The sequence below is a fragment of the Bacillus sp. LR_5 genome, from assembly GCF_042709275.1.
In genome coordinates, this window is record NZ_JAVAXX010000062.1 from 1 (window position 1) to 21333 (window position 21333).

The following is a 21333-nucleotide window of genomic DNA, read 5'->3' on the forward strand; positions in this document are numbered from 1 at the left end:
GTTTCCTTCGAAAAAGCTCGTCATTGTCACCTGTATGGATACAAGGCTTACAGAACTTCTTCCGCAAGCAATGGGGCTTAAAAACGGTGATGCTAAAATTGTAAAAAACGCGGGAGCCATCGTTTCTCACCCATTTGGAAGCGTGATGCGAAGCATACTGGTCGCGATTTATGAATTGCAGGCTGAAGAGGTATGCATTGTCGGCCATCATGAATGCGGAATGTCAGGGCTGAATGCGTCCTCGATTCTTGAGAAAGCAAAGGAACGCGGGGTGGAGGATAGCTGCCTGAATTTGCTGACGAGTGCCGGACTCGATTTGAAAACGTGGCTGACTGGTTTTCACAGCGTGGAAGAAAGCGTTTCCCACAGTGTGAACATGATTAAGAACCATCCGCTGCTTCCGAAAAAAGTGCCGGTTCACGGGCTTGTCATTCACCCTGAAACAGGAAAACTTGATGTGGTCATTAACGGTTATGAAACTGAGCTAATAAACAATCACTCATAAGGGAGGTTATAACAAAATATGCGATTCTCAGGGAGATTCAAGGGATACAATTTACAGAAATTTCAGAAAGACTTAATTGCAGGTATCGTAGTAGGTGTCGTGGCAATTCCTTTAGGAATGGCGTTTGCCATTGCCTCGGGAGTCGAGCCCGAATACGGGCTGTACACTGTTGTTATAGCGGGGATTTGTATCTCTTTGTTCGGGGGATCTAAATATCAAATTGGCGGTCCGACAGGCGCCTTTGTCCCGATACTGTTCGGCATTATCATGCAGTACGGATTAGAGAATCTGCTGATCGCAGGGTTTATGGCAGGGGTAATGCTGGTGCTGTTTGGGCTGTTTAAGCTCGGAAAAATAATGAAATTCGTGCCTAAACCCGTTATCGTCGGTTTTACAGCCGGAATTGCCGTGCTGATCTTTACGGAACAAATCGCTAATTTTCTCGGATTGAGAAATGTTGAAAAACATGAGAACTTTCACCACAACATGTTTGAAATTGTACAGCAGCTCGGCACCTTTAACGTATATGCCATTTTGACAGCTGTGATCGGGCTCGTCATTTTGCTTGTATCCGCCAAGGTGATGCCTAAAGTGCCGGGCGCTTTGTTGGCACTTCTTATTTCCACAGTGGTCGCGGTTGTCTTTTTCCCTGACCGCATGGCAACGATTGGGTCAACTTATGGAGAAATCCCCCGCCATTTGCCTGAATTTCAGTTTCCTGAGCTTACTTTGGATAAAATGGTTATGCTGTTTCCGGCTGCGCTTGTCATCGCGCTTCTTGGAGGACTTGAGTCGATTTTGTCCGCAATGGTCGCTGATAACATGAAGGGCTCAAAGCATGACAGCAATAAGGAGCTTGTCGGCCAGGGAATTGCGAATATGGCAGCGCCCCTGTTTGGCGGAATCCCGGCTACAGGAGCGATTGCGAGAACGGCGACCAATATAAAAAACGGAGCGGTTTCCCCAGTTTCCGGCGTCGTTCACGGCGTAGTCGTTCTCCTTGTCCTGCTTGTATTTGCGCCTTATGCGTCCCATGTGCCGCTCGCCAGTATGGCACCGATTCTCATGGTGGTCGCATGGAATATGAGTGAGCGCAAGGAAGTCGCAAACATGCTGAGACTGAAAAATGCTGATTCCTTTATTTTGGCGGCGACCTTCGCCCTTACGGTTCTGTTTGACTTAATCATCGGTGTGGCAACCGGATTGCTGCTCGCATTTGTGTTCTTTATCAGAAGAATGAGCGAAGCGACCCGCATCCACAATCAGGAATCGCATCCTGTTCTGGCGAAGAGAGAAGATCCATCTGTCAGCATGTATGCCATAGAAGGGCCGCTGTTTTTCGGATCAATTGATTCCCTTGAATCGTCATTGCTGGAGCATGTACAGAAAAAACCGAAAACCCTCATTCTGCTCATGAATAAGGTGCACTATATGGATACGTCAGCTGAAGCGGTGCTTGGGAACATTATGAATCGGATTAAACGCCACAATGGAAAGCTGATGATTGTAGGATTGCAATCGCAGCCAAAGGAGCTGCTGCATAAAACAGGCCTTTTTCACAAAATAGGAAAGCAGCATTTCTTTGATCACCATGATGAAATCACAGGTTAAAAAAAGCGGCCATCGCGGCCGCTTTTTTATGCATGCTCAAATCGTTTTGTCAGTTTTTCTTGGTGGGCCTTCATGACGTCTTCTAAAGAGACACCATACATATCAGCAAGAATGGCGATATTTCCGATGACATCTCCCATTTCTTCAATCAATTCTTGTTTTTGCTCAGCGCGTGACGATTCTTTCTCATCCGGCCGGTCTCTGCCGATTTCATACGCCCTGACAGCCCGGGCCAATTCTCCGGCTTCCTCCATTAAAAAGCCGACGCGAATAAAAGGTCCGTATTCTGTCCAGCCTCTTTTTTCGTAAAACTCTTTCATCCATTTTTCTGCATCAGCCAGCTGCAACCTCATCACTCCTGCATTCTTTATGTATTTCATATTGATATTATCACATGAAGATGGGACAATATATAGTGTGTTTTTGAATGTTTAACACGATATATAGATGCGGAGATGACAAGATGAAAACCATTTGTGTATTTGCGGGATCAAACCCTGGGGGAAATGAAGCGTATAAAAGAAAAGCGGCAGAGCTTGGCACGTACATGGCTGAGCAGGGAATCGGCCTTGTCTATGGAGGCTCCCGCGTCGGCTTGATGGGCACGATTGCTGACGCGATTATGGAAAACGGCGGAACTGCAATCGGGGTCATGCCGAGCGGTTTATTTAGCGGGGAGGTTGTCCATCAAAACCTGACTGAGCTGATTGAAGTAAACGGGATGCATGAACGAAAGGCTAAAATGAGCGAGCTGGCGGACGGCTTTATCTCGATGCCGGGCGGCTTCGGTACATATGAAGAATTATTTGAAGTGCTGTGCTGGGCACAGATCGGCATCCACCAAAAGCCAATCGGACTGTACAATGTAAACGGATATTTTGAACCAATGATGAAAATGGTGAAATACAGCATTCAAGAAGGGTTTTCTAACGAATCACACCTAAAACTGATTCACAGCTCGTCACGGCCGGATGAGTTAATTGAGCAAATGCAAAATTATTCTTATCCGATTTTAGAAAAAAAGTGGACAGAAATTTAAAAAAGAGACTTTCTCATGGAAGTGGAGAGAATGAGTCTGCCACCTAGCGTATGAATCCATGAAAAATCGAGTGTTTTTAACAAAGTGAGGTTTCCTTAAGGGAAATCTCTTTTTTATTTCTCTTTTGCCTGCATCGTATATTTAACAGTAATAGAGGACTTTATCACTAGTTTGGATAATAAGCACAGATAAGGAGGGGATGAAAATGGCAACATTGTCAGATGTGGCGAAAAAAGCAAATGTTTCGAAAATGACGGTATCACGAGTGATCAATCACCCTGAGACGGTGACAGATGAATTGAAAAAGCTTGTTCATTCTGCGATGAAAGAGCTGAATTACATCCCTAATTATGCGGCGAGAGCGCTCGTGCAAAACAGAACACAGGTTGTGAAACTATTGATACTTGAGGAAATGGATACGACAGAACCATATTACATGAACCTGCTGACAGGAATCAGCAGGGAGCTGGATCGCAATCACTATGCTCTCCAGCTTGTAACAAGAAATTCTCTTAATATTGGCCAATGTGACGGCATTATTGCCACCGGCTTGAGAAAGAACGATTTTGAAGGTGTAATAAAAGCGTTTGAGAAGCCGCTTGTCGTATTTGGGCAAAATGAAATGGGCTATGACTTTATCGATGTGAATAACGAGAAAGGCACTTTTATGGCAACCCGCCATGTTATGGGGCTGGGGGAGCGGGAAGTTGTCTTTTTTGGCATTGATTTAGATGAGCCTTTCGAACGTGCAAGAGAACAGGGGTATATACGGGCGATGAATAAAAGCTTTAAAAAATCGAATATGTTTCGGATCGACAACAGTTCTAAGAAAAGTGAGGGCCTTGCAAGAGAACTGCTGAAATCCATGGACAATCAAGCCGCATTTGTCTGCGCATCTGATCGAATCGCGCTCGGCGTCATTCGTGCGGCGCAATCCCTTGGAAAGAGAATTCCGGAAGACGTTGCGGTTACCGGGAATGACGGTGTGTTTCTTGATCGCATCTCCTCGCCGCGCTTGACTACGGTCAGACAGCCTGTTGTTGAAATGGGGGAAGCCTGTGCGAAAATGTTGCTGAAAAAAATGAATGAAGACGGTGCTGCACAAGGAAGTCTATTTTTTGAACCAGAGTTAATTGTACGAGAATCAACGCTGTAAGCGCCTTATTCTGTTATCGGTAACAGGGTGAAAAGGATTGTTCCCACAATTTCATCATGATACTTTCAAACTATGAGCCGGCTTCAATAAAACGGAAATCAAAGGGGGAAACATGATGGAATATGCAGCGATTCACCACCAGCCATTCAGCACAGATGCTTATTCTTATGATGGGCGGACTGTGCATATCAAGATTCGGACAAAAAAAGGTGATGCAGATCACATTCGATTCATTTGGGGTGATCCCTATGAGTACAACGACGGCAAGTGGTCGGCAAACGAGCAGCCGATGAGGAAAATTGCTGCTACAGAAATGCATGACTATTGGTTTGCTGAAGTGGTGCCGCCATTTAGGCGTTTACAATATGCGTTTGTTGTAACAGACGATCATGAAGACATCTTTTTCGGAAGTTCGGGTGTATGCCCTTATAACGAAAAAACACTGGAAACGATTCATTATTACTTTAAATTTCCGTTTGTTCACGAGGCTGATACATTTCAAGCGCCTGAATGGGTCAAGTCAACGGTTTGGTATCAAATTTTTCCGGAGCGTTTTGCAAATGGAAGAGAAGACTTGTCACCGAAGAATGCATTGCCGTGGGGGAGCAAGGACCCGGGCGTCAATGATTTTTTTGGAGGAGATTTGCAAGGGATTGTTGACAAGCTTGATTATTTAGAGGATTTAGGGGTGAACGGCATTTATCTGACGCCGATCTTTTCCGCGCCTTCTAATCATAAATACGACACGCTGGATTACTTTTCTATTGATCCGCATTTCGGGGATCCAGAGATTTTTCGTACATTGGTCAGCCAGCTGCATCAGCGGGGGATGAGAATTATGCTTGATGCGGTTTTTAACCATATAGGAAGCGCGTCTCCGCAATGGCAGGATGTCGTCAAAAACGGAGATCAATCCCGCTATAAGGACTGGTTCCATATTCACTCTTTTCCCGTCACAGACGACAATTATGACAGATTTGCTTTTACAGCTGATATGCCGAAGCTAAACACGGCTAATCCCGAGGTGCAGAAATATTTGCTTGATATTGCTTTGTACTGGATTCGCGAATTTGACATTGACGGCTGGCGTTTGGATGTCGCAAATGAAGTGGATCACGCTTTTTGGAAGACATTCAGGCAGGCTGTAACTACTGAAAAGCCTGACGTTTATATTTTAGGTGAGATCTGGCATTCTGCCGAACCCTGGCTTAGAGGGGATAAATTTCATGCGGCGATGAATTACCCTTTTACAGAGACTATGATTGAATACTTTGCTGACCAGACGATCTCAGCTTCACGTATGGCTCACCGTGTCAATGCACATTTGATGAATGGAATGAAGCAGGCCAATGAGGTGATGTTTAATTTACTGGATAGCCATGATACAAAGCGCCTTTTGACCAGATGCCGCAATGATGAGAAGAAAGCACGCGCGTTGCTGGCCTTTATGTTTGCCCAGACAGGCTCACCATGCATTTATTACGGAACGGAAATCGGGCTGAACGGCGAAAATGATCCATTATGCCGGAAATGTATGGTTTGGGAAAAAGAGAAGCAAAACCAAGACATGCTGCAATTTATGAAACGGTTAATTGCTTTACGCAAGCAGGAAAACACTTTATTGACTGAAGGACATCTTGAGTGGAATCTGCTGGACGACAAAAATGATTTTATTAGCTTTTCGCGGACTCTTGATGAAAAAATACTGATTTATTTCTTTAATCAAGGGAATGTGGTTCAACACGTCAGTTTACGAGAGTTGAATATTGATAGGAATAAGAAAATCTGTGATGCATGGACAGAGCAGCCACTTCATCATCACGATGTCATTGCCGTTCAGCCGGGAGAATTTTTGATTTTGAGTGCTGCTGCCCCTGTATAACATTCTGTTATCGGTAACAAATCGAAAGTTGTTGTAACCGCTTTCTATAGGACAATACAATTGTTATAGTTTCGTAAATAGAAGGGGGAAAAGAGATGGTTCTTTTAAAAAAAGGGTTCGCCATATTGGCGGCATCATTTCTGGCAATCGGCCTTGCCGCCTGCTCAAGTTCAAAAAATCCAGCAAGCGCTGATGGCAAAAAGGTGCTGACTGTGTCTGTCGAAGAAACGTATAAAGAATACATTGAAAGCATAAAAACAAAGTTTGAAAAAGAGAATGACGTCACAGTAAAAATTGTTGAAAAGCAAATGTTCGAACAGTTGGAGGCGCTTCCTCTTGATGGCCCGGCGGGTAATGCGCCTGATGTTATGCTGGCTGCATATGACCGGATCGGCGGTTTGGGACAGCAAGGACATTTGCTTGACATTAAGCCATCTCATACAAAAAGCTTTGGTGATAAAGAAATGCAGCAGGTGACAGTTGACGGCAAAGTGTACGGAATGCCGCTAGTCATTGAGACACTTATTTTGTATTACAACAAAGATCTTTTAAAAACAGCGCCAAAAACATTTAAAGACCTTGAAAAGTTAACGGAAGATCCTCGATTCGCGTTTGCTTCGGAAAAAGGAAAATCAACCGGATTTTTAGCAAAATGGACTGACTTTTATATGTCGTACGGCTTATTGGCTGGATACGGCGGATATGTGTTTGGAAAAAACGGCACAGATTCCGGGGACATTGGCCTGAATAACAAAGGTGCTGTGGAAGCCGTGAAATATGCGGAGAAATGGTTTAAAACCTATTGGCCGAAAGGAATGCAAGACAATTCAAGCGCAGACGACTTTATTCAGCAGATGTTTTTAGAAGGCAAAGCGGCTGCGATCATTGGCGGTCCTTGGTCAGCTGCCAACTATAAAGAGGCTAAATTGAACTACGGAGCGGCTCCCATTCCGACATTGCCAAATGGAGAAGAATACGCCCCTTTTGCTGGCGGGAAGGGCTGGGTTGCCTCGAAATATACAAAAGAGCCCGAGCTGGCTGAAAAATGGCTTGAGTATGCTGCAAATGATGCCAATGCTTACGCTTTTTATGAGGATACAAACGAAGTTCCGGCCAACACGGCTGCAAGGAAGAAAGCCGATGAGCAAAAGAATGAACTGACGTCAGCTGTAATTAAACAATATGAAACAGCAACGCCGACTCCAAATATTCCGGAAATGGCTGAAGTATGGACAGGAGCGGAAAGTTTAATTTTTGATGCAGCTTCAGGAAAAAAATCGACACAAACATCAGCGAATGATGCTGTAAACGTCATAAAGGAAAATATTAAAGAAAAGTATGTGAAATAAAACGGCGGGATAGCGTCCGGAAGAATAGAGGGCGGAAAAAATGAATAAACATCACACACTTGCAAAGCAAAAACGAAAGGCAGGGCTTTTATCGATCATTCCAGGACTTGGGCAGATTGCGAATCAGCAATTGTCAAAGGGGCTCTTATTTCTTGCCATCACAGGCTTGTTTGCTTTTGAATTATGCGTTTTCGGTATACAGGCGCTAACCGGATTGATGACATTGGGAAGTGTTCCCGGTGAAGATCACTCGCTGTTTATGCTGATTGAAGGCACGCTGCAATTGATCGTGACGGTGATTTTCCTCATGTTCTATATCTTTAATATCCATGATTCGCGTAAGACCGCCGCTATGAAAGCGGCGGGTTTGGAAGTCAATACAACAGCCAAGGATATGATCTGTCATGCGGGCGATAAAGGGTTTCCATATCTATTTACACTGCCGGCATATATCATGATGGTGTTTGTGATTATCTTTCCGGTTTTGGTGACTCTGTTTGTTGCATTAACAAACTATGATTTTTATCATATTCCGCCTAATCGTCTGATTGACTGGGTCGGGTTTAAAAATTTCTTGAATATTTTTTTCCTTGGCTCCTATCGTGAAACATTTGTGAATGTACTGGGCTGGACGGTTATCTGGACAATCTGTGCAACAACGCTGCAAATCATTTTAGGTATTGTGACGGCACTTTTCGTCAATCAGGATTTTATAAAAGGCAAGCGGATATTTCGAATGATTTTCTTATTTCCATGGGCTGTTCCGGCTTTTATTACAATCATGAGTTTTTCCAACATGTTTAACGACAGCATAGGAGCGGTGAATGCACAGGTGATACCATTATTCAATCACCTGCCGTTTGTCGAGCTGCCTGCGATCGCGTGGAAGACCGATCCTTTCTGGACAAAGACAGCCCTCATTATGATTCAAACGTGGCTCGGCTTTCCATATATATATGTCATGGTAACGGGAGTGCTCCAGGCGATTCCAGGTGAATTGTATGAAGCGGCAAAGATTGACGGGGCCACTTTTATTCAGCGTTTTCGGCATATTACATTCCCGATGATTTTATTTGCCACAGCACCCGTGATGATTACTCAGTATACGTTTAATTTCAATAATTTCTCGATCATCTATTTATTTAATGAGGGAGGGCCAGGCAGTGTGGGAGCCGGGGCCGGATCGACCGATATCTTAATTTCGTGGATTTATAAACTGACAACAGGCACATCACCCCAATATTCCGTTGCGGCAGCTGTGACACTGTTAATTTCTTTCATTGTCATTGGAATTTCACTGATTGCTTTCAAAAAATCGAATGCTTTTGGCAATGAGGAGGTTATGTAGGTGAACGCGAGCACTGCCAGAATGCTTAATAAAATCTGTACGTATTTATTTTTGACGCTTTTAAGTATTGTCATTATATATCCGTTGCTGATTACGGCATCATCAGCCTTCCGTGTGGGGAATTCGGCGGCTTTTCAGCTCGATTTTTCGGGTTCTTGGACATCGGATCATTTTAAGCGGCTATTTGACGAAACGCTTTATCTCAATTGGTACAGCAATACACTTGTCATCGCGCTATCGGTCATGGTTTTGCAGGTTACAATCGTGACACTTGCCGGGTACTCGTACAGCCGCTATCGGTTTGCAGGCAGAAAAAAGAGTCTGATATTCTTTTTAATCATTCAAATGGTGCCGACAATGGCGGCGCTGACTGCTTTTTATGTCTTGGCGATGCTAATAGGCGCACTCGATCAATACTGGTTTTTAACAGCGATCTATATCGGCGGCGGAATTCCGATGAACACGTGGCTGATGAAAGGTTATTTTGATACTGTGCCGAGAGAAATTGATGAAGCCGCGCGAATTGACGGAGCGGGACATCTGAGGATTTTCGCTTCAATTGTTCTGCCGCTTGTTAAGCCAATGCTCGCGGTACAAGCGCTTTGGGCGTTTATGGCACCATTTGGCGACTATTTGCTGGCGAAATTTCTGCTTCGCTCACCGGAAAGGCTGACCATCGCTGTAGGATTACAATCCTTTATTTCTAATCCGCAGCAGCAAAAAGTAGCTCTATTTGCAGCCGGTGCCATCCTTGCCGCACTGCCGATATGCGTTCTATTCTTTTTTCTCCAAAAGAACTTTGTGTCCGGTTTGACGGCCGGCGGAACAAAGGGGTAATTCAATGAAGAATCTGGAGAATAAAAGCTTTATCATCCGCTGCCTGAAGGCGGCTGCATCTCCATCAGGTGTTTGCAGCTATGGGAATACCTTCAGCTGGCTGCAGCTCTCTTTTCTCTTTATGTTTTTAACGGCCTGCTTAATGGCGCCGTTAGCGGTTTCGTTTGTGAAAATGGATCGCTTCAGCGTTGCATCTTTTATGCCGTCAGCGATTCAAGGGGTTAATGATCAATTTGCTGATCAATTACAGGGTTTTCAAATCAGGAACGGAAAACTAACAGGCGGGAAGAGCTCTGAGAGGATTGAAGATGGGCAGAATGTGATGGCAGTTGATATGAAGCATGAATATGAGACAAGCGGTGAAAATGGGCGATTGAAAGTAACTGGATTTGAAAACGCCGTCATATTTCAACCTGATCAACTGGTGATCACCGATCAAAACGAAATGGGGTTTTCTGTTGGCTATGCGAAAATGGACGTTAAGCTCAAGAAGCCAAACGTCCATGATGTAGAGGTTTTGATCGATACATTGTGGTTGGCACAGTATAAGCCGATGATCATGATGCTGGCATATGCGGTAATCTTTATGATCCAGCTTTTGTTAACGTTTGTTCTTGCCGGAGGCCTCTGGATCACAAAAATATCAAACATGGTTTCTATTGCATCATTCAAGGGAGCAGTATCTACAGCGATTTGCGCATCAGCACTGCCGGCATTTGCGGCAGCTGCTATCGGCATGGTTCATTTTGATTTGATTACTGTATTGATGATCCATTCGTGTGGCGTTACTTTGATGATCTCTTTTGCATTTAGATATTTGACCAAAGCCCGCCGTGATAATGGAAACTTACATTCGGGAGGAAATGATGATAAATCAGCGGTTATTTGAGATTGATGAATGGAAAATCAAAACAAATACATTTAATAAGGAGCATACACGTCTGCTGGAAAGCCTGACGTCTCTTGCCAATGGCTATATGGGGGTCAGAGGGAATTTTGAAGAAGGCTATTCAGGCGACAGTCACCAAGGCACATATATTGCAGGCGTGTGGTTCCCCGACAAAACGCGAGTAGGCTGGTGGAAAAACGGGTATCCAGAATATTTCGGAAAAGTGATCAATGCGATGAACTTTATGGGCATAGGCCTATATGTTGACGGTGAAAAAATCGATCTCCATCAAAACCCAATCGAATCATTTGAGGTAGAACTCAATATGAAAGAGGGGATTCTGCGGCGAAGCGCTGTTGTCCGCATTCAAGATAAATCCGTCAGAATCAGGTCAGAGCGGTTTCTTAGCCTTGCTGTAAAAGAACTCTGTGCGATTCATTATGAAGCGGAGTGCCTGACGGGAGATGCTGTCATTACGCTTGTTCCTTACCTGGATGGAAATGTGGCAAATGAAGATTCTAACTACCAAGAACAGTTTTGGCAGGAGGAAGCGAAAGGTGCTGATTCTCACAGCGGCCATTTAGCGGCAAAAACGATCGAAAATCCATTTGGAACACCGCGCTTCACGGTTTTAGCCGCAATGGCAAACGAGACGGAGGGTTTTGTCCATGAAAGCTTTAAAACGAATGAAATGTATGTCGAGAATCGCTACAGTTATCAAACGAAAGCATCATTGAAAAAGTTTGTGATTGTCACGACTTCCCGTGATTTTCGGGAGGAAGAGCTTTTATCGAAAGCCAAGGAGCTTTTGGCGGATGTGGTTGAGTACGGCTATGAAAAAGCAAAACGGAGGCACACTGATCGATGGAAGGAAAGATGGGCAAAAGCGGACATTGAGATTAAAGGAGATGAGGAGCTTCAACAAGGAATACGCTACAACATCTTTCAGTTATTCTCGACATATTACGGGGGCGATGCCCGTTTGAATATCGGGCCGAAAGGATTTACTGGCGAGAAATATGGAGGTGCCGCATATTGGGATACTGAGGCATACGCCGTTCCGATGTATTTGGCGACAGCCGAGCCGGAGGTGACGAAAAACCTGCTTTTGTATCGCTATCATCAGTTGGAGGCTGCCAAACGAAACGCTGCAAAATTGGGGATGAAGGGGGCACTTTATCCGATGGTGACGTTCACAGGTGATGAATGCCACAACGAATGGGAAATCACCTTTGAAGAAATTCACCGCAATGGCGCGATCTGTTATGCGATCTACAATTATATCAATTATACAGGCGACCGTAACTATATGGAAGAATACGGGATAGACGTACTTGTGGCAGTCAGCAGATTTTGGGCCGACCGTGTTCACTTCTCGAAACGAAAAAACAAGTATATGATCCATGGCGTCACAGGGCCGAATGAATACGAAAACAACGTTAACAACAATTGGTATACGAATGTCATTGCGGCTTGGACGTTGGAGTATACGGTTCAAAATCTCGAAAGTATCTCAGCGGAGAAACGCCGCCTTCTGGATGTGCAGGAAGAAGAATTGAAAGTCTGGAGAGAAATCATCCAGCACATGTACTATCCGTATAGTGAAGAACTGCAAATTTTCGTTCAGCATGACACGTTCTTGGACAAAGACCTGCAAACAGTTGACGAATTAGATCCAGCGGAACGGCCTCTTTACCAGAATTGGTCATGGGACAAGATTCTCCGCTCCAATTTTATTAAGCAGGCAGATGTTCTCCAAGGCATTTATCTTTTTAATGACCGTTTTACAATGGAAGAAAAACGGAGAAACTTTGAATTTTATGAGCCAATGACTGTTCATGAATCAAGCCTATCGCCCTCTGTCCATGCGATTCTTGCAGCCGAACTCAAGCTGGAAAAGAAAGCGCTCGAATTATATAAGCGCACAGCAAGGCTTGATCTTGATAATTACAATCATGATACGGAAGAAGGCTTGCATATTACTTCAATGACGGGTAGCTGGCTGGCAATCGTTCATGGCTTTGCAGGCATGCGCACCGCGAATGAGACGCTGTCATTTGCTCCGTTTTTGCCGAAAGAATGGGACGAATATTCATTCAACATCAATTATCGAAATCGATTAATCAATGTGACGGTTGACGAAAAGCGCGTTATTTTTGAGCTTGTAAAAGGCGAGCCGCTGCACATGAACGTTTATGAGGAACCAGTTGTCCTACAGGGACGATGTGAAAGGAGAACGCCTAATGAGTGAATGGTGGAAAGAAGCTGTCGTTTATCAAATTTACCCGCGCAGTTTTTATGATGCCAATGGAGATGGATTCGGGGATTTGCAAGGTGTGATTCAAAAGCTGGATTACATCAAAAATCTCGGGGCGGATGTCATCTGGCTCTCCCCGGTATTTGATTCCCCGCAGGATGACAACGGATATGATATCAGCGATTACAAAAACATGTACGAAAAGTTTGGGACAAATGAAGATATGTTTCAGCTGATTGATGAAGCCCATAAACGCGGAATGAAAATCGTCATGGATTTGGTGGTGAACCACACGTCGGATGAGCATGCCTGGTTTGCTGAAAGCCGCAAGTCGAAGGACAATCATTACCGGGATTATTATTTTTGGAAAGATCCTAAACCGGACGGCTCAGAGCCGAATAATTGGGGATCGATCTTTTCAGGCTCAGCGTGGACATACGATGAAGGAACAGGGCAGTATTATTTGCACTACTTTTCGAAAAAACAGCCTGATTTAAATTGGGAAAACGAAGCCGTTCGCCGGGAAGTTTATGATGTAATGAGATTCTGGATGGATAGAGGCGTTGACGGCTGGCGGATGGATGTGATCGGCTCTATTTCTAAATACACCGATTTTCCGGACTACGAAACGGATCACAGCCGCAGCTATATTGTGGGCCGTTATCACTCTAACGGCCCACGTCTTCATGAGTTTATTCAAGAGATGAACAGGGAAGTGCTTTCTCATTACGACTGCATGACAGTCGGAGAGGCAAACGGCTCTGATATTGAAGAGGCGAAAAAGTACACAGATGCAAGCAGGCAAGAGCTGAATATGATCTTTACATTTGAACATATGGATATTGATACAGAACAAAACTCGCCAAATGGGAAATGGCAGATCAAGCCGTTTGATTTGATTGCTTTAAAAAAGACGATGACAAGGTGGCAGACCGGGTTAATGAATGTCGGCTGGAATACCCTGTATTTTGAGAACCATGACCAGCCGAGGGTTATTTCCCGCTGGGGCAATGATGGGAAGCTGCGTAAAGAATGTGCGAAGGCATTTGCAACGGTTTTGCACGGCATGAAAGGAACGCCGTTTATTTACCAGGGAGAAGAAATCGGCATGGTCAACAGCGATATGCCGCTGGAGATGTATGATGATCTTGAAATAAAGAATGCATATCGTGAACTAGTCGTCGAAAACAAAACGATGTCAGAAAAAGAGTTTGTCAAAGCCGTGATGATAAAAGGAAGGGATCATGCGAGAACACCGATGCAGTGGGATGCCGGAAAACATGCGGGATTCACAGCCGGAGACCCGTGGATATCGGTAAATTCCCGCTATCAAGATATCAATGTGAAAGAGTCCTTGAAAGATCAAGATTCGATTTTCTTTTACTATCAGAAGCTCATTCAATTACGAAAGCAATATAAGATTATGATATATGGCGATTATCAGTTGTTGCAGGAGAATGATCCGCAGGTCTTTTCTTACCTTCGAGAATATCAAGGGGAAAAGCTTCTTGTCGTTGTGAATTTATCGGAAGAAAAGGCTCTGTTCGAAGCGCCTCCAGAACTGATTCAAGAGCGTTGGAAAGTGCTGATTTCAAACTATCCGCAGGAGCGGGCTGACTTAAAGAGTATTAGCCTCAAACCTTATGAAGCTGTGATGGGCATTAGTATATGAAAGCGGTCATTTTTGATTTAGACGGAGTGATAACAGATACTGCTGAATATCATTTTCTCGCTTGGAAGCACATCGCAGAACAAATCAATATCCCTTTTGACAGAGACATGAATGAAAGGCTAAAAGGGATCAGCAGAGAAGAGTCACTTGAAAGCATACTGATCTCTGGCGGTGAGGAAACTAGGTATACGAATGAGGAGAAACAAGAGCTTATGCATCGGAAAAATCACGATTATCAAACGCTGATCAGCAAATTGACGCCGGAAGATCTTTTGCCGGGAATCGGCAGGCTTCTATGTCAATTGAAAAACGAAAATATAAAAATCGGGTTAGCATCTTCAAGTCGCAATGCTCCTAAGATTTTAAGACGTTTGGCAATTATCGATGATTTTGATGCCATTGTTGATCCGACGACTCTTGCGAAGGGGAAGCCAGATCCTGACATCTTTTTAACAGCTGCAGCGATGCTCAATGTTTCCCCTGCTGATTGCGCGGCAATAGAAGACGCAGAAGCAGGCATTTCTGCAATCAAATCTGCGGGGATGTTTGCGGTTGGTGTCGGTCAAGGACAGCCGATGCTTGGTGCTGATCTGGTTGTGAGGCAGACGAATGATTTGACGCTTGAGCTGTTACATGAGGAATGGGAGCAGTATAGAATAAAAAGTGTGTAAGGGAGTCAATTCCTTGAAATGAAAAAAACCTGCAAGAGACGCAGCTCTTGCAGGTTGTGTTATTACTTTTTGTCTTCTGTGTGAGTCAAAATTTTGTCAATCAGGCCGTATTCAAGCGCTTCTTCAGCAGACTTGAAGTTATCACGGTCTGTGTCGCGTTCGATCACTTCAAGCGGCTGGCCAGTACGTTCAGCAAGGACTTTGTTTAATTTGTCGCGAAGCAAGAGAATGCGTTTCGCGGCAATTTCAATTTCTGTCGCCTGACCTTGCGCACCGCCAAGAGGCTGGTGAATCATGACTTCACTGTTTGGAAGCGCATAGCGTTTGCCTTTTTCGCCGGCTGCAAGCAGGAACGCGCCCATTGACGCAGCCATACCGATACAAATTGTAGATACCTTCGGCTTAATAAACTGCATGGTATCATAGATCGCCATACCGGCTGTAATAGAGCCGCCCGGGCTGTTGATGTAAAGAGAAATTTCTTTTTCAGGGTCTTCTGCTGCTAAGAATAAAAGCTGTGACACGATGGAGTTCGCAACGTTGTCATCAATCGCAGATCCAAGCATGATGATACGATCCTTTAATAGACGAGAATAAATGTCATACGCTCTTTCCCCGCGGTTCGTTTGTTCAATGACTGTAGGTATTAAATTCATAATGCTCCTCCTTCACCTTTTAGGTAAGTATGTAGTTACATGATACATTTTTGGTCAATAAAGGTCAAACAAAAAGCTGGCCTGATATGCAAAGTCGTCTCTTTTTCCCATTTTCCCCAAAAATACAGGGGTTCAAACCATCGTATGTCAGATTGCCAATTAAGATGCTTTGTCTATTTAAAAAATGGCCTCTCGAAATAGAGGGTTGTTATTTGAATGGAATTATCGTATAATTAGTTGTGCTGACGTTCTCATAACGCAGTCATTCTGCGCTCGTAGCTCAGTTGGATAGAGCGGTGGTTTCCGGTACCACGTCTGTCGGGGGTTCGAATCCCTCCGAGCGCGTCCAATAGAACAACAGGAAAGACAAGGGTTTGGCGATTTGCCGCTCTTGTCTTTTTTGTGTGAAAAAGGGAATTGCATACCTTAGAGTAACATTTCAATTACATTCTTTAGTTTGAACCCTCACTTTCAAAAGAAGAAGTATGAATTGATTTTTTCATTCATCTTATTAGCTTGTGATTAACAAACCTTTAAAAAATCCGGTTCTACCCATTGCCTGTATTTATTTTGAGAATCTTTTCTCGGACAAAATTGGATAAGCGAGAATAGTTTTAAAATAAAAATTTATTTGCTCCCCCAGTTCTTCTCTATAAATTGAATTGCAGGCTGTAAGTTGGTTTTGTTCGCAATTTCTATGACAGCGGGAACGACGGCAGGGTCCGTTTTGGAGAAGTTCGGAATCCGCGGATCTAACCGGAAAAAACGATCTCCCAGAAGATTCGCACTGACCATGGATTCATAGTACCCATTACCGCCAGCAATCATCTGAAGAAATGGCAGTAAAGGTTCATTAGGCGACCTGTCCAAAAGGACTCCCCAATTTGGAGGAAGGTTCTTCAGATTTTCGGGGCGGATGTTATCTGCACTTACCATTCCCCATCCCCTCGTATCTCTTCTTAACCGAGTCGGGGCTTCACCTGTTCCGATGGACAATACCGCAATTTGATCCAATGGCACGTTGGCTTTACCAACTGCAAACGCGATACTGGCTGTACTGGGATTCGTTGCTACTACATATCCGTCCACGTAGTTTTGATAGGCGCGTTGCGTCGCGGGAGCACCGCTGCTCCGCAGTATGACATCACTCACTTTTTCATTTAAATAGGGAGAGCCGGGAAAATTGTGAAATAAGACAGGAGTCCAACGGTCCAGTTTTTGAGAGTATAATTTGAATGATGGGACAACAATTCGTTTTCTTAAATCTATAAGTTGAAGATCTGCTGGGAAAAAATTTCTTACCGCTTTAATAAAACCGGAATAGGGTAATTGTTGGTTGAAAACAGGTCCGCCTGGCCGGGAAAAGCTGAATGCCGGCAGGATTTCATCCTCAAAATACTGAAGTGTTTCCCTCGGAGATCTTCCGCTTGCTAATGCAAGGGCAGTAAATGAACCGATTGAATTTCCCGAAAATACATGGGTTCGACTAATTAACTTCGGGTTTTGCCTAGCCAATCTGTTTAATAGTTGTAAACTTAAAGCACCTAAGGTACCGCCGCCGTCAAAGGTCATAATCCGATATTTTGCCAAAGCTGATGTCTCCTTTCTACATACATTCAGTATATGATGATCTAGAGTCTGTTGTATGGATGTATACCTCTGGTACTAAACACTTCTTCATCTCTCTTTTCTTTTGGCCTAAACGAATATTCACTCCGAAAAAAACTGGACACTGCTCCTAAAAACGATAAGAAAAAACGCTTGTTGGAGGATTGGACAGGAAGTTTGCTCAAAATTGTTTGAAAAATGTTTCTCAGCAGACCTTACCGACGAAAAAGGCCTTAGCGTATTATATTTATAGTTCGTAGATCATTTGTCTATGCGATTATCCAGCTCCTGCATATTTTAGTATCTGAATCGAATTTCTTTAGGAGTGAAATAATATATGGGATCAACACAGTTGACAGGGCGTGTAATCTTCAAAGGAGACCCCGGCTATACAGAGGCTATTAAGAATTGGAACCCTTATGTGGATGTCTATCCTCTTGTCTTTGTTTTTGCGCAAAATTCATACGATGTAAGTAATGCCATTAAATGGGCTCGTGAGAATAAAGTGCCCTTACGTGTCAGAAGCGGTCGCCATGCTTTAGATAAGAACCTTTCAGTAGTAAGTGGAGGAATTGTTATTGATGTGAGTGACATGAATAAAGTTTTCTTAGATGAAGAAAACGCGATTGCAACCGTTCAAACTGGTATTCCCGTTGGCCCGCTTGTAAAGGGATTAGCTCGAGACGGTTTTATGGCTCCGTTTGGAGATAGCCCAACAGTTGGAATCGGGGGAATTACGATGGGCGGCGGATTTGGTGTACTCTCACGATCGATTGGCCTTATAAGTGATAACCTTCTCGCGCTGAAAACGGTAGATGCAAAAGGAAGGATTATTCATGCAGATCAATCTCACAATGAGGATTTGCTATGGGCTTCTAGAGGCGGAGGAGGAGGTAACTTTGGATATAATACCCAATATACATTCAAAGTTCATCGTGCCCCTAAAACTGCAACCGTCTTCAATATTATCTGGCCGTGGGAACAATTAGAAACGGTATTTAAAGCTTGGCAGAAATGGGCTCCGTTTGTAGATGAACGATTAGGATGCTACCTTGAAATTTACAGCAAAATAAATGGTTTGTGTCATGCAGAAGGAATTTTCCTCGGTTCGAAAACTGAATTGATTCGATTATTAAAACCTTTATTACATGCGGGAACTCCAACAGAAGCAGATATCAAAACATTATACTATCCAGATGCTATAGATTTCTTAGACCCTGACGAACCCATCCCTGGCAGAAATGATCAGAGTGTTAAATTCTCCTCGGCTTGGGGTCATGATTTTTGGTCTGACGAACCCATTTCAATCATGAGAAAATTTTTGGAAGATGCTACTGGAACAGATGCCAATTTCTTTTTTATCAATTGGGGTGGTGCTATAAGCAGAGTCCCTAAAGACGAAACTGCCTTTTTTTGGCGCCATCCAATATTTTATACGGAATGGACGGCTAGTTGGAAAAATAAATCACAAGAAGATTCAAATCTTGCATCAGTTGAAAGAGTGCGTCAGCTGATGCAACCATATGTAGCAGGTTCATATGTTAATGTTCCAGATCAAAACATTGAAAACTTCGGAAAAGAATATTATGGCGCAAACTTTGCGCGGCTTCGAGAAATAAAGGCGAAATATGACCCCGAAAATGTATTTCGTTTTCCGCAAAGCATCCCGCCATCTCGTTAAAGTTTATTAAAGACAGAATCAATGACTCATATTAAAAAGCACTTGAATGGTTTCCGGTATCTTGTCTGTCGGGGTGCGAATCCCTTCAGTGCGTCCAATCAAACAACAGGAAAGACAATGGTTTGGCAACTTGCCACTCTTGTCTTTTTTGTTTTGTTTCATTTCATAAATCTTTTCCGCTGAAACATAAATGTTCCTCCGCTTGGGCACGTTATGAAATGTGCAATATTGAATATGGGAGGAGGATGAACATGGGTATTTTAAGCGGAAATCCGCAGGATGAACCGATGCATTACGGTGAGGTATTCGGCTTGTGGAGTTATGTGATGGCGGGCAATAAAATGGTCGGCAATTACCAAATGCTATTGAATCATGTCGGTGATGACGACCTGAAGAAACTGCTTCGTGAGTCTATTGAGAAATGCCAAGATGAAATCAAACAGGTCAGCACGATCCTGAAAGAAAACGGGGTGGCGCTGCCGCCGGCTTCTCCTGAACCGCCGACAGCAGATCTTAACGACATTCCGCCTGGCGCACGGTTTCTCGATCCGGATGTGGCGGCCTCCGCGGCAGCAGAAAATGCTGCAGGTCTGGTGACATGCAGCAAAATGATGGGGCAATCGATTCGTGAGGATATTGCCATGATGTTTGGGCAATTTCATATGTCGAAAGCGGCAACCGGCGCAAAATACTTAAGGCTGCTAAAAAACAAAGGCTGGCTCATCCCACCGCCGCTTCATCTTCAAAAACATCACGAAGCTTAATGGCAAAGGCATATACAGCTGTATATGCCTTGATTTTATGAAGATGACGTAAGACGCAGGCCGATGACGCCAGCTAGGATAAGGCAAAGTGAAATCACCTGTGAAAGCTGAAACCGCTCCTTAAACCAGATGAGCCCGACCGCCGAAACACCAATGCTTCCAATGCCAGTCCAGACGGCATATGCGACTCCGGCAGGCAGGACGATCATCGCTTGGGAAAGGCAGTAAAAGGATAAGCCGAATCCAACAGTCATCACAATGATTGGCCATTTTTTTCTTGTTCCGTCTATATATTTCATGGCAATGGCAGCTATAATTTCTTCTATGCCGGCAATCACTAATAAAAACCATGCCATTATTGTTCACCTCCCGGCTGAGATTTGCTTTCTTTCGTAAATAATTTCATTCCTAAAATGCCAGCCAGCAATAAAGCTAAAAAGAACATTTGGGCTGCTGAGAAGGATTCGCCCAGAACAATTCCAGTCAGATATGTTCCGACGGTTCCGATTCCCACAAACACAGTGTACGCCGCGGCCATCGGGATTTTTTGATAAGAGCGGATCAACAGGATAAAGCTGACCGCGATTAAGATAAAAATGATGATCCAATCCAAAAGCGAATCGGCATGTTTGAGGGAAGAGGCCCAAACAACTTCTAAAAGCCCTGCAATAAAAACAAGAACCCAATTCAAATGAAACACCTCTCTATTTTTATGAATGAACGTCAGTCATTTTTAGAACATTAAAAAATGAGCGGTGTTACCCAGTCATTTTTTAAGCAGTACCTAAGCTCCGTTTTAAGAAAGTAAAGATTTCTTTTTTATACACTTCAACATTTTCATCTTGTTCAAATCCGATATAGAATCGTTCTGCAGTATTCTCGACCAAGTTGATAATCGTTCTGGCCGTCCATTTTGAATTGATTCCTTCCGTTACCTCATGGTTTGCAATGGCCTTGTTGATGATTTTTTCAAGCCAGGAATAATAAGGCTGATAGATCGTCTCCCATTTTTCCATGGAGTGGTCGATCGCAAGCCCGGAATAACAGAGGACAATAATATCCTTATGGCGTTCTGTAATGAGAAATGTCTCATCAATTAATATATCTAAAACGGTCCAAAAATCCTCGTCCCCATGCAGCCTACCTTTGATTTGATCAAGTGTATGGGTGAGGAGATTTTCTGCAATGGCCGGTATGAGGGCATTTTTAGATGAAAAATACAAATAGAATGTTCCTTGGGCAGTGCCGGCCTTTTTGACAATATCAGAAATAGAAGCTTTGTCGAGGCCTTTTTCAGAAATGACTTCTATGGCAGCCTGCAGAATTTTTTCATATTTGCCCGATGTTTGTTTTGGCATGAGGAACACCTCCGATAATGACTGACTCTCATTCATTTTATCGCGTGTAT

Annotated in this window: 20 protein-coding genes and 1 tRNA gene; 15 read left to right on the top strand and 6 right to left on the bottom strand. The window is 43.8% G+C overall.

Going from position 1 to position 21333, the window contains the following annotated elements; genetic code table 11:
* The coding region (locus RAC86_RS14850; protein ID WP_377885830.1) for a beta-class carbonic anhydrase at positions 1–505 on the top strand (505 nt) is incomplete at its 5' end.
* An 18-nt stretch (positions 506–523) separates the two neighbouring features.
* Positions 524–2116, top strand: a complete 1593-nt coding sequence (locus RAC86_RS14855; RefSeq protein ID WP_003228175.1) for a SulP family inorganic anion transporter — start codon at positions 524–526, stop codon at positions 2114–2116.
* Positions 2117–2142: 26 nt separating this feature from the next.
* Here the strand turns inward: RAC86_RS14855 and RAC86_RS14860 are convergent, their stop codons facing one another.
* Positions 2143–2463, bottom strand: coding sequence for a MazG nucleotide pyrophosphohydrolase domain-containing protein (locus RAC86_RS14860; protein WP_003242570.1), 321 nt, complete (start codon positions 2461–2463; stop codon positions 2143–2145).
* Between the two features lie 116 nt (positions 2464–2579).
* On the opposite strand from RAC86_RS14860, the gene RAC86_RS14865 reads away from it, so the two are divergent.
* The 10 genes from RAC86_RS14865 to pgmB all read left to right on the top strand — a co-directional run bounded on the left by RAC86_RS14865 (position 2580) and on the right by pgmB (position 15216).
* Positions 2580–3155, top strand: a complete 576-nt coding sequence (locus tag RAC86_RS14865; protein ID WP_014665480.1) for an LOG family protein — start codon at positions 2580–2582, stop codon at positions 3153–3155.
* A gap of 205 nt (positions 3156–3360) precedes the next feature.
* A complete protein-coding gene (locus RAC86_RS14870; RefSeq protein WP_029318349.1) occupies positions 3361–4311 on the top strand; it encodes a LacI family DNA-binding transcriptional regulator in 951 nt (316 codons plus the stop codon).
* Between the two features lie 112 nt (positions 4312–4423).
* On the top strand, positions 4424–6193 hold the full coding sequence (mdxD, locus tag RAC86_RS14875) for a maltogenic alpha-amylase (protein ID WP_377885831.1): 1770 nt from the start codon (positions 4424–4426) through the stop codon (positions 6191–6193).
* A 95-nt stretch (positions 6194–6288) separates the two neighbouring features.
* The gene (mdxE, locus tag RAC86_RS14880; RefSeq protein WP_017695263.1) at positions 6289–7542 is read left to right on the top strand and encodes a maltodextrin ABC transporter substrate-binding protein MdxE; all 1254 of its coding nucleotides are present in this window, start codon (positions 6289–6291) and stop codon (positions 7540–7542) included.
* Between the two features lie 40 nt (positions 7543–7582).
* Positions 7583–8890, top strand: a complete 1308-nt coding sequence (gene mdxF, locus RAC86_RS14885) for a maltodextrin ABC transporter permease MdxF (protein WP_029725968.1) — start codon at positions 7583–7585, stop codon at positions 8888–8890.
* Positions 8891–9727 carry a maltodextrin ABC transporter permease MdxG gene (gene mdxG / locus RAC86_RS14890; RefSeq protein WP_377885832.1) on the top strand — a complete coding sequence of 279 codons (837 nt, stop codon included), beginning with the start codon at positions 8891–8893 and terminating at the stop codon, positions 9725–9727. It begins immediately after the preceding gene.
* 4 nt (positions 9728–9731) lie between these two features.
* Positions 9732–10616 (top strand): DUF1189 domain-containing protein, encoded by an 885-nt coding sequence (locus RAC86_RS14895; protein WP_377885833.1) that lies wholly within the window; start codon positions 9732–9734, stop codon positions 10614–10616.
* Positions 10594–12867: a maltose phosphorylase gene (mdxK, locus tag RAC86_RS14900; RefSeq protein WP_377885834.1), complete on the top strand. Its 2274-nt coding sequence runs from the start codon at positions 10594–10596 to the stop codon at positions 12865–12867. Before RAC86_RS14895 ends, mdxK begins: the two co-directional genes overlap by 23 nt.
* Positions 12860–14545 carry an oligo-1,6-glucosidase gene (gene malL / locus RAC86_RS14905; protein ID WP_377885835.1) on the top strand — a complete coding sequence of 562 codons (1686 nt, stop codon included), beginning with the start codon at positions 12860–12862 and terminating at the stop codon, positions 14543–14545. Before mdxK ends, malL begins: the two co-directional genes overlap by 8 nt.
* Positions 14542–15216, top strand: coding sequence for a beta-phosphoglucomutase (gene pgmB, locus RAC86_RS14910; protein ID WP_326146955.1), 675 nt, complete (start codon positions 14542–14544; stop codon positions 15214–15216). The genes malL and pgmB overlap by 4 nt, the downstream gene beginning before the upstream one ends.
* Positions 15217–15278: 62 nt before the next feature.
* Here the strand turns inward: pgmB and clpP are convergent, their stop codons facing one another.
* Positions 15279–15872, bottom strand: a complete 594-nt coding sequence (clpP, locus tag RAC86_RS14915) for an ATP-dependent Clp endopeptidase proteolytic subunit ClpP (protein ID WP_003228214.1) — start codon at positions 15870–15872, stop codon at positions 15279–15281.
* Positions 15873–16141: 269 nt separating this feature from the next.
* Between clpP and RAC86_RS14920 the strand changes: the two genes are divergently transcribed.
* Positions 16142–16217: transfer RNA gene (locus tag RAC86_RS14920), tRNA-Arg, on the top strand.
* Between the two features lie 282 nt (positions 16218–16499).
* Here the strand turns inward: RAC86_RS14920 and cotR are convergent.
* Positions 16500–17462 carry a sporulation hydrolase CotR gene (cotR, locus tag RAC86_RS14925; RefSeq protein WP_217024096.1) on the bottom strand — a complete coding sequence of 321 codons (963 nt, stop codon included), beginning with the start codon at positions 17460–17462 and terminating at the stop codon, positions 16500–16502.
* Between the two features lie 355 nt (positions 17463–17817).
* On the opposite strand from cotR, the gene RAC86_RS14930 reads away from it, so the two are divergent.
* Positions 17818–19161 carry an FAD-binding oxidoreductase gene (locus RAC86_RS14930; protein WP_029725961.1) on the top strand — a complete coding sequence of 448 codons (1344 nt, stop codon included), beginning with the start codon at positions 17818–17820 and terminating at the stop codon, positions 19159–19161.
* 251 nt (positions 19162–19412) lie between these two features.
* The gene (locus RAC86_RS14935) at positions 19413–19925 is read left to right on the top strand and encodes a DUF3231 family protein (protein WP_003243249.1); all 513 of its coding nucleotides are present in this window, start codon (positions 19413–19415) and stop codon (positions 19923–19925) included.
* A gap of 35 nt (positions 19926–19960) precedes the next feature.
* Here the strand turns inward: RAC86_RS14935 and RAC86_RS14940 are convergent, their stop codons facing one another.
* The 3 genes from RAC86_RS14940 to RAC86_RS14950 all read right to left on the bottom strand — a co-directional run bounded on the left by RAC86_RS14940 (position 19961) and on the right by RAC86_RS14950 (position 21283).
* Positions 19961–20281, bottom strand: a complete 321-nt coding sequence (locus RAC86_RS14940) for a QacE family quaternary ammonium compound efflux SMR transporter (RefSeq protein ID WP_003228222.1) — start codon at positions 20279–20281, stop codon at positions 19961–19963.
* The gene (locus RAC86_RS14945) at positions 20281–20616 is read right to left on the bottom strand and encodes an SMR family transporter (protein ID WP_014480966.1); all 336 of its coding nucleotides are present in this window, start codon (positions 20614–20616) and stop codon (positions 20281–20283) included. Before RAC86_RS14945 ends, RAC86_RS14940 begins: the two co-directional genes overlap by 1 nt.
* An 82-nt stretch (positions 20617–20698) precedes the next feature.
* Positions 20699–21283 (bottom strand): TetR/AcrR family transcriptional regulator, encoded by a 585-nt coding sequence (locus tag RAC86_RS14950; RefSeq protein WP_003244443.1) that lies wholly within the window; start codon positions 21281–21283, stop codon positions 20699–20701.
* Positions 21284–21333 lie beyond the last annotated feature (50 nt).

Excerpts from the sequence above, each read along its gene's own strand:
- RAC86_RS14855 (WP_003228175.1), top strand. The coding sequence starts at position 524 with ATGCGATTCTCAGGGAGATTCAAGGGATACAATTTACAGAAATTTCAG.
- RAC86_RS14865 (WP_014665480.1), top strand. The coding sequence starts at position 2,580 with ATGAAAACCATTTGTGTATTTGCGGGATCAAACCCTGGGGGAAATGAA.
- RAC86_RS14870 (WP_029318349.1), top strand. The coding sequence starts at position 3,361 with ATGGCAACATTGTCAGATGTGGCGAAAAAAGCAAATGTTTCGAAAATG.
- mdxD (WP_377885831.1), top strand. The coding sequence starts at position 4,424 with ATGATGGAATATGCAGCGATTCACCACCAGCCATTCAGCACAGATGCT.
- mdxE (WP_017695263.1), top strand. The coding sequence starts at position 6,289 with ATGGTTCTTTTAAAAAAAGGGTTCGCCATATTGGCGGCATCATTTCTG.
- mdxF (WP_029725968.1), top strand. The coding sequence starts at position 7,583 with ATGAATAAACATCACACACTTGCAAAGCAAAAACGAAAGGCAGGGCTT.
- RAC86_RS14895 (WP_377885833.1), top strand. The coding sequence starts at position 9,732 with ATGAAGAATCTGGAGAATAAAAGCTTTATCATCCGCTGCCTGAAGGCG.
- mdxK (WP_377885834.1), top strand. The coding sequence starts at position 10,594 with ATGATAAATCAGCGGTTATTTGAGATTGATGAATGGAAAATCAAAACA.
- malL (WP_377885835.1), top strand. The coding sequence starts at position 12,860 with ATGAGTGAATGGTGGAAAGAAGCTGTCGTTTATCAAATTTACCCGCGC.
- pgmB (WP_326146955.1), top strand. The coding sequence starts at position 14,542 with ATGAAAGCGGTCATTTTTGATTTAGACGGAGTGATAACAGATACTGCT.
- clpP (WP_003228214.1), bottom strand. The coding sequence starts at position 15,872 with ATGAATTTAATACCTACAGTCATTGAACAAACGAACCGCGGGGAAAGA.
- RAC86_RS14930 (WP_029725961.1), top strand. The coding sequence starts at position 17,818 with ATGGGATCAACACAGTTGACAGGGCGTGTAATCTTCAAAGGAGACCCC.
- RAC86_RS14935 (WP_003243249.1), top strand. The coding sequence starts at position 19,413 with ATGGGTATTTTAAGCGGAAATCCGCAGGATGAACCGATGCATTACGGT.
- RAC86_RS14940 (WP_003228222.1), bottom strand. The coding sequence starts at position 20,281 with ATGGCATGGTTTTTATTAGTGATTGCCGGCATAGAAGAAATTATAGCT.
- RAC86_RS14950 (WP_003244443.1), bottom strand. The coding sequence starts at position 21,283 with ATGCCAAAACAAACATCGGGCAAATATGAAAAAATTCTGCAGGCTGCC.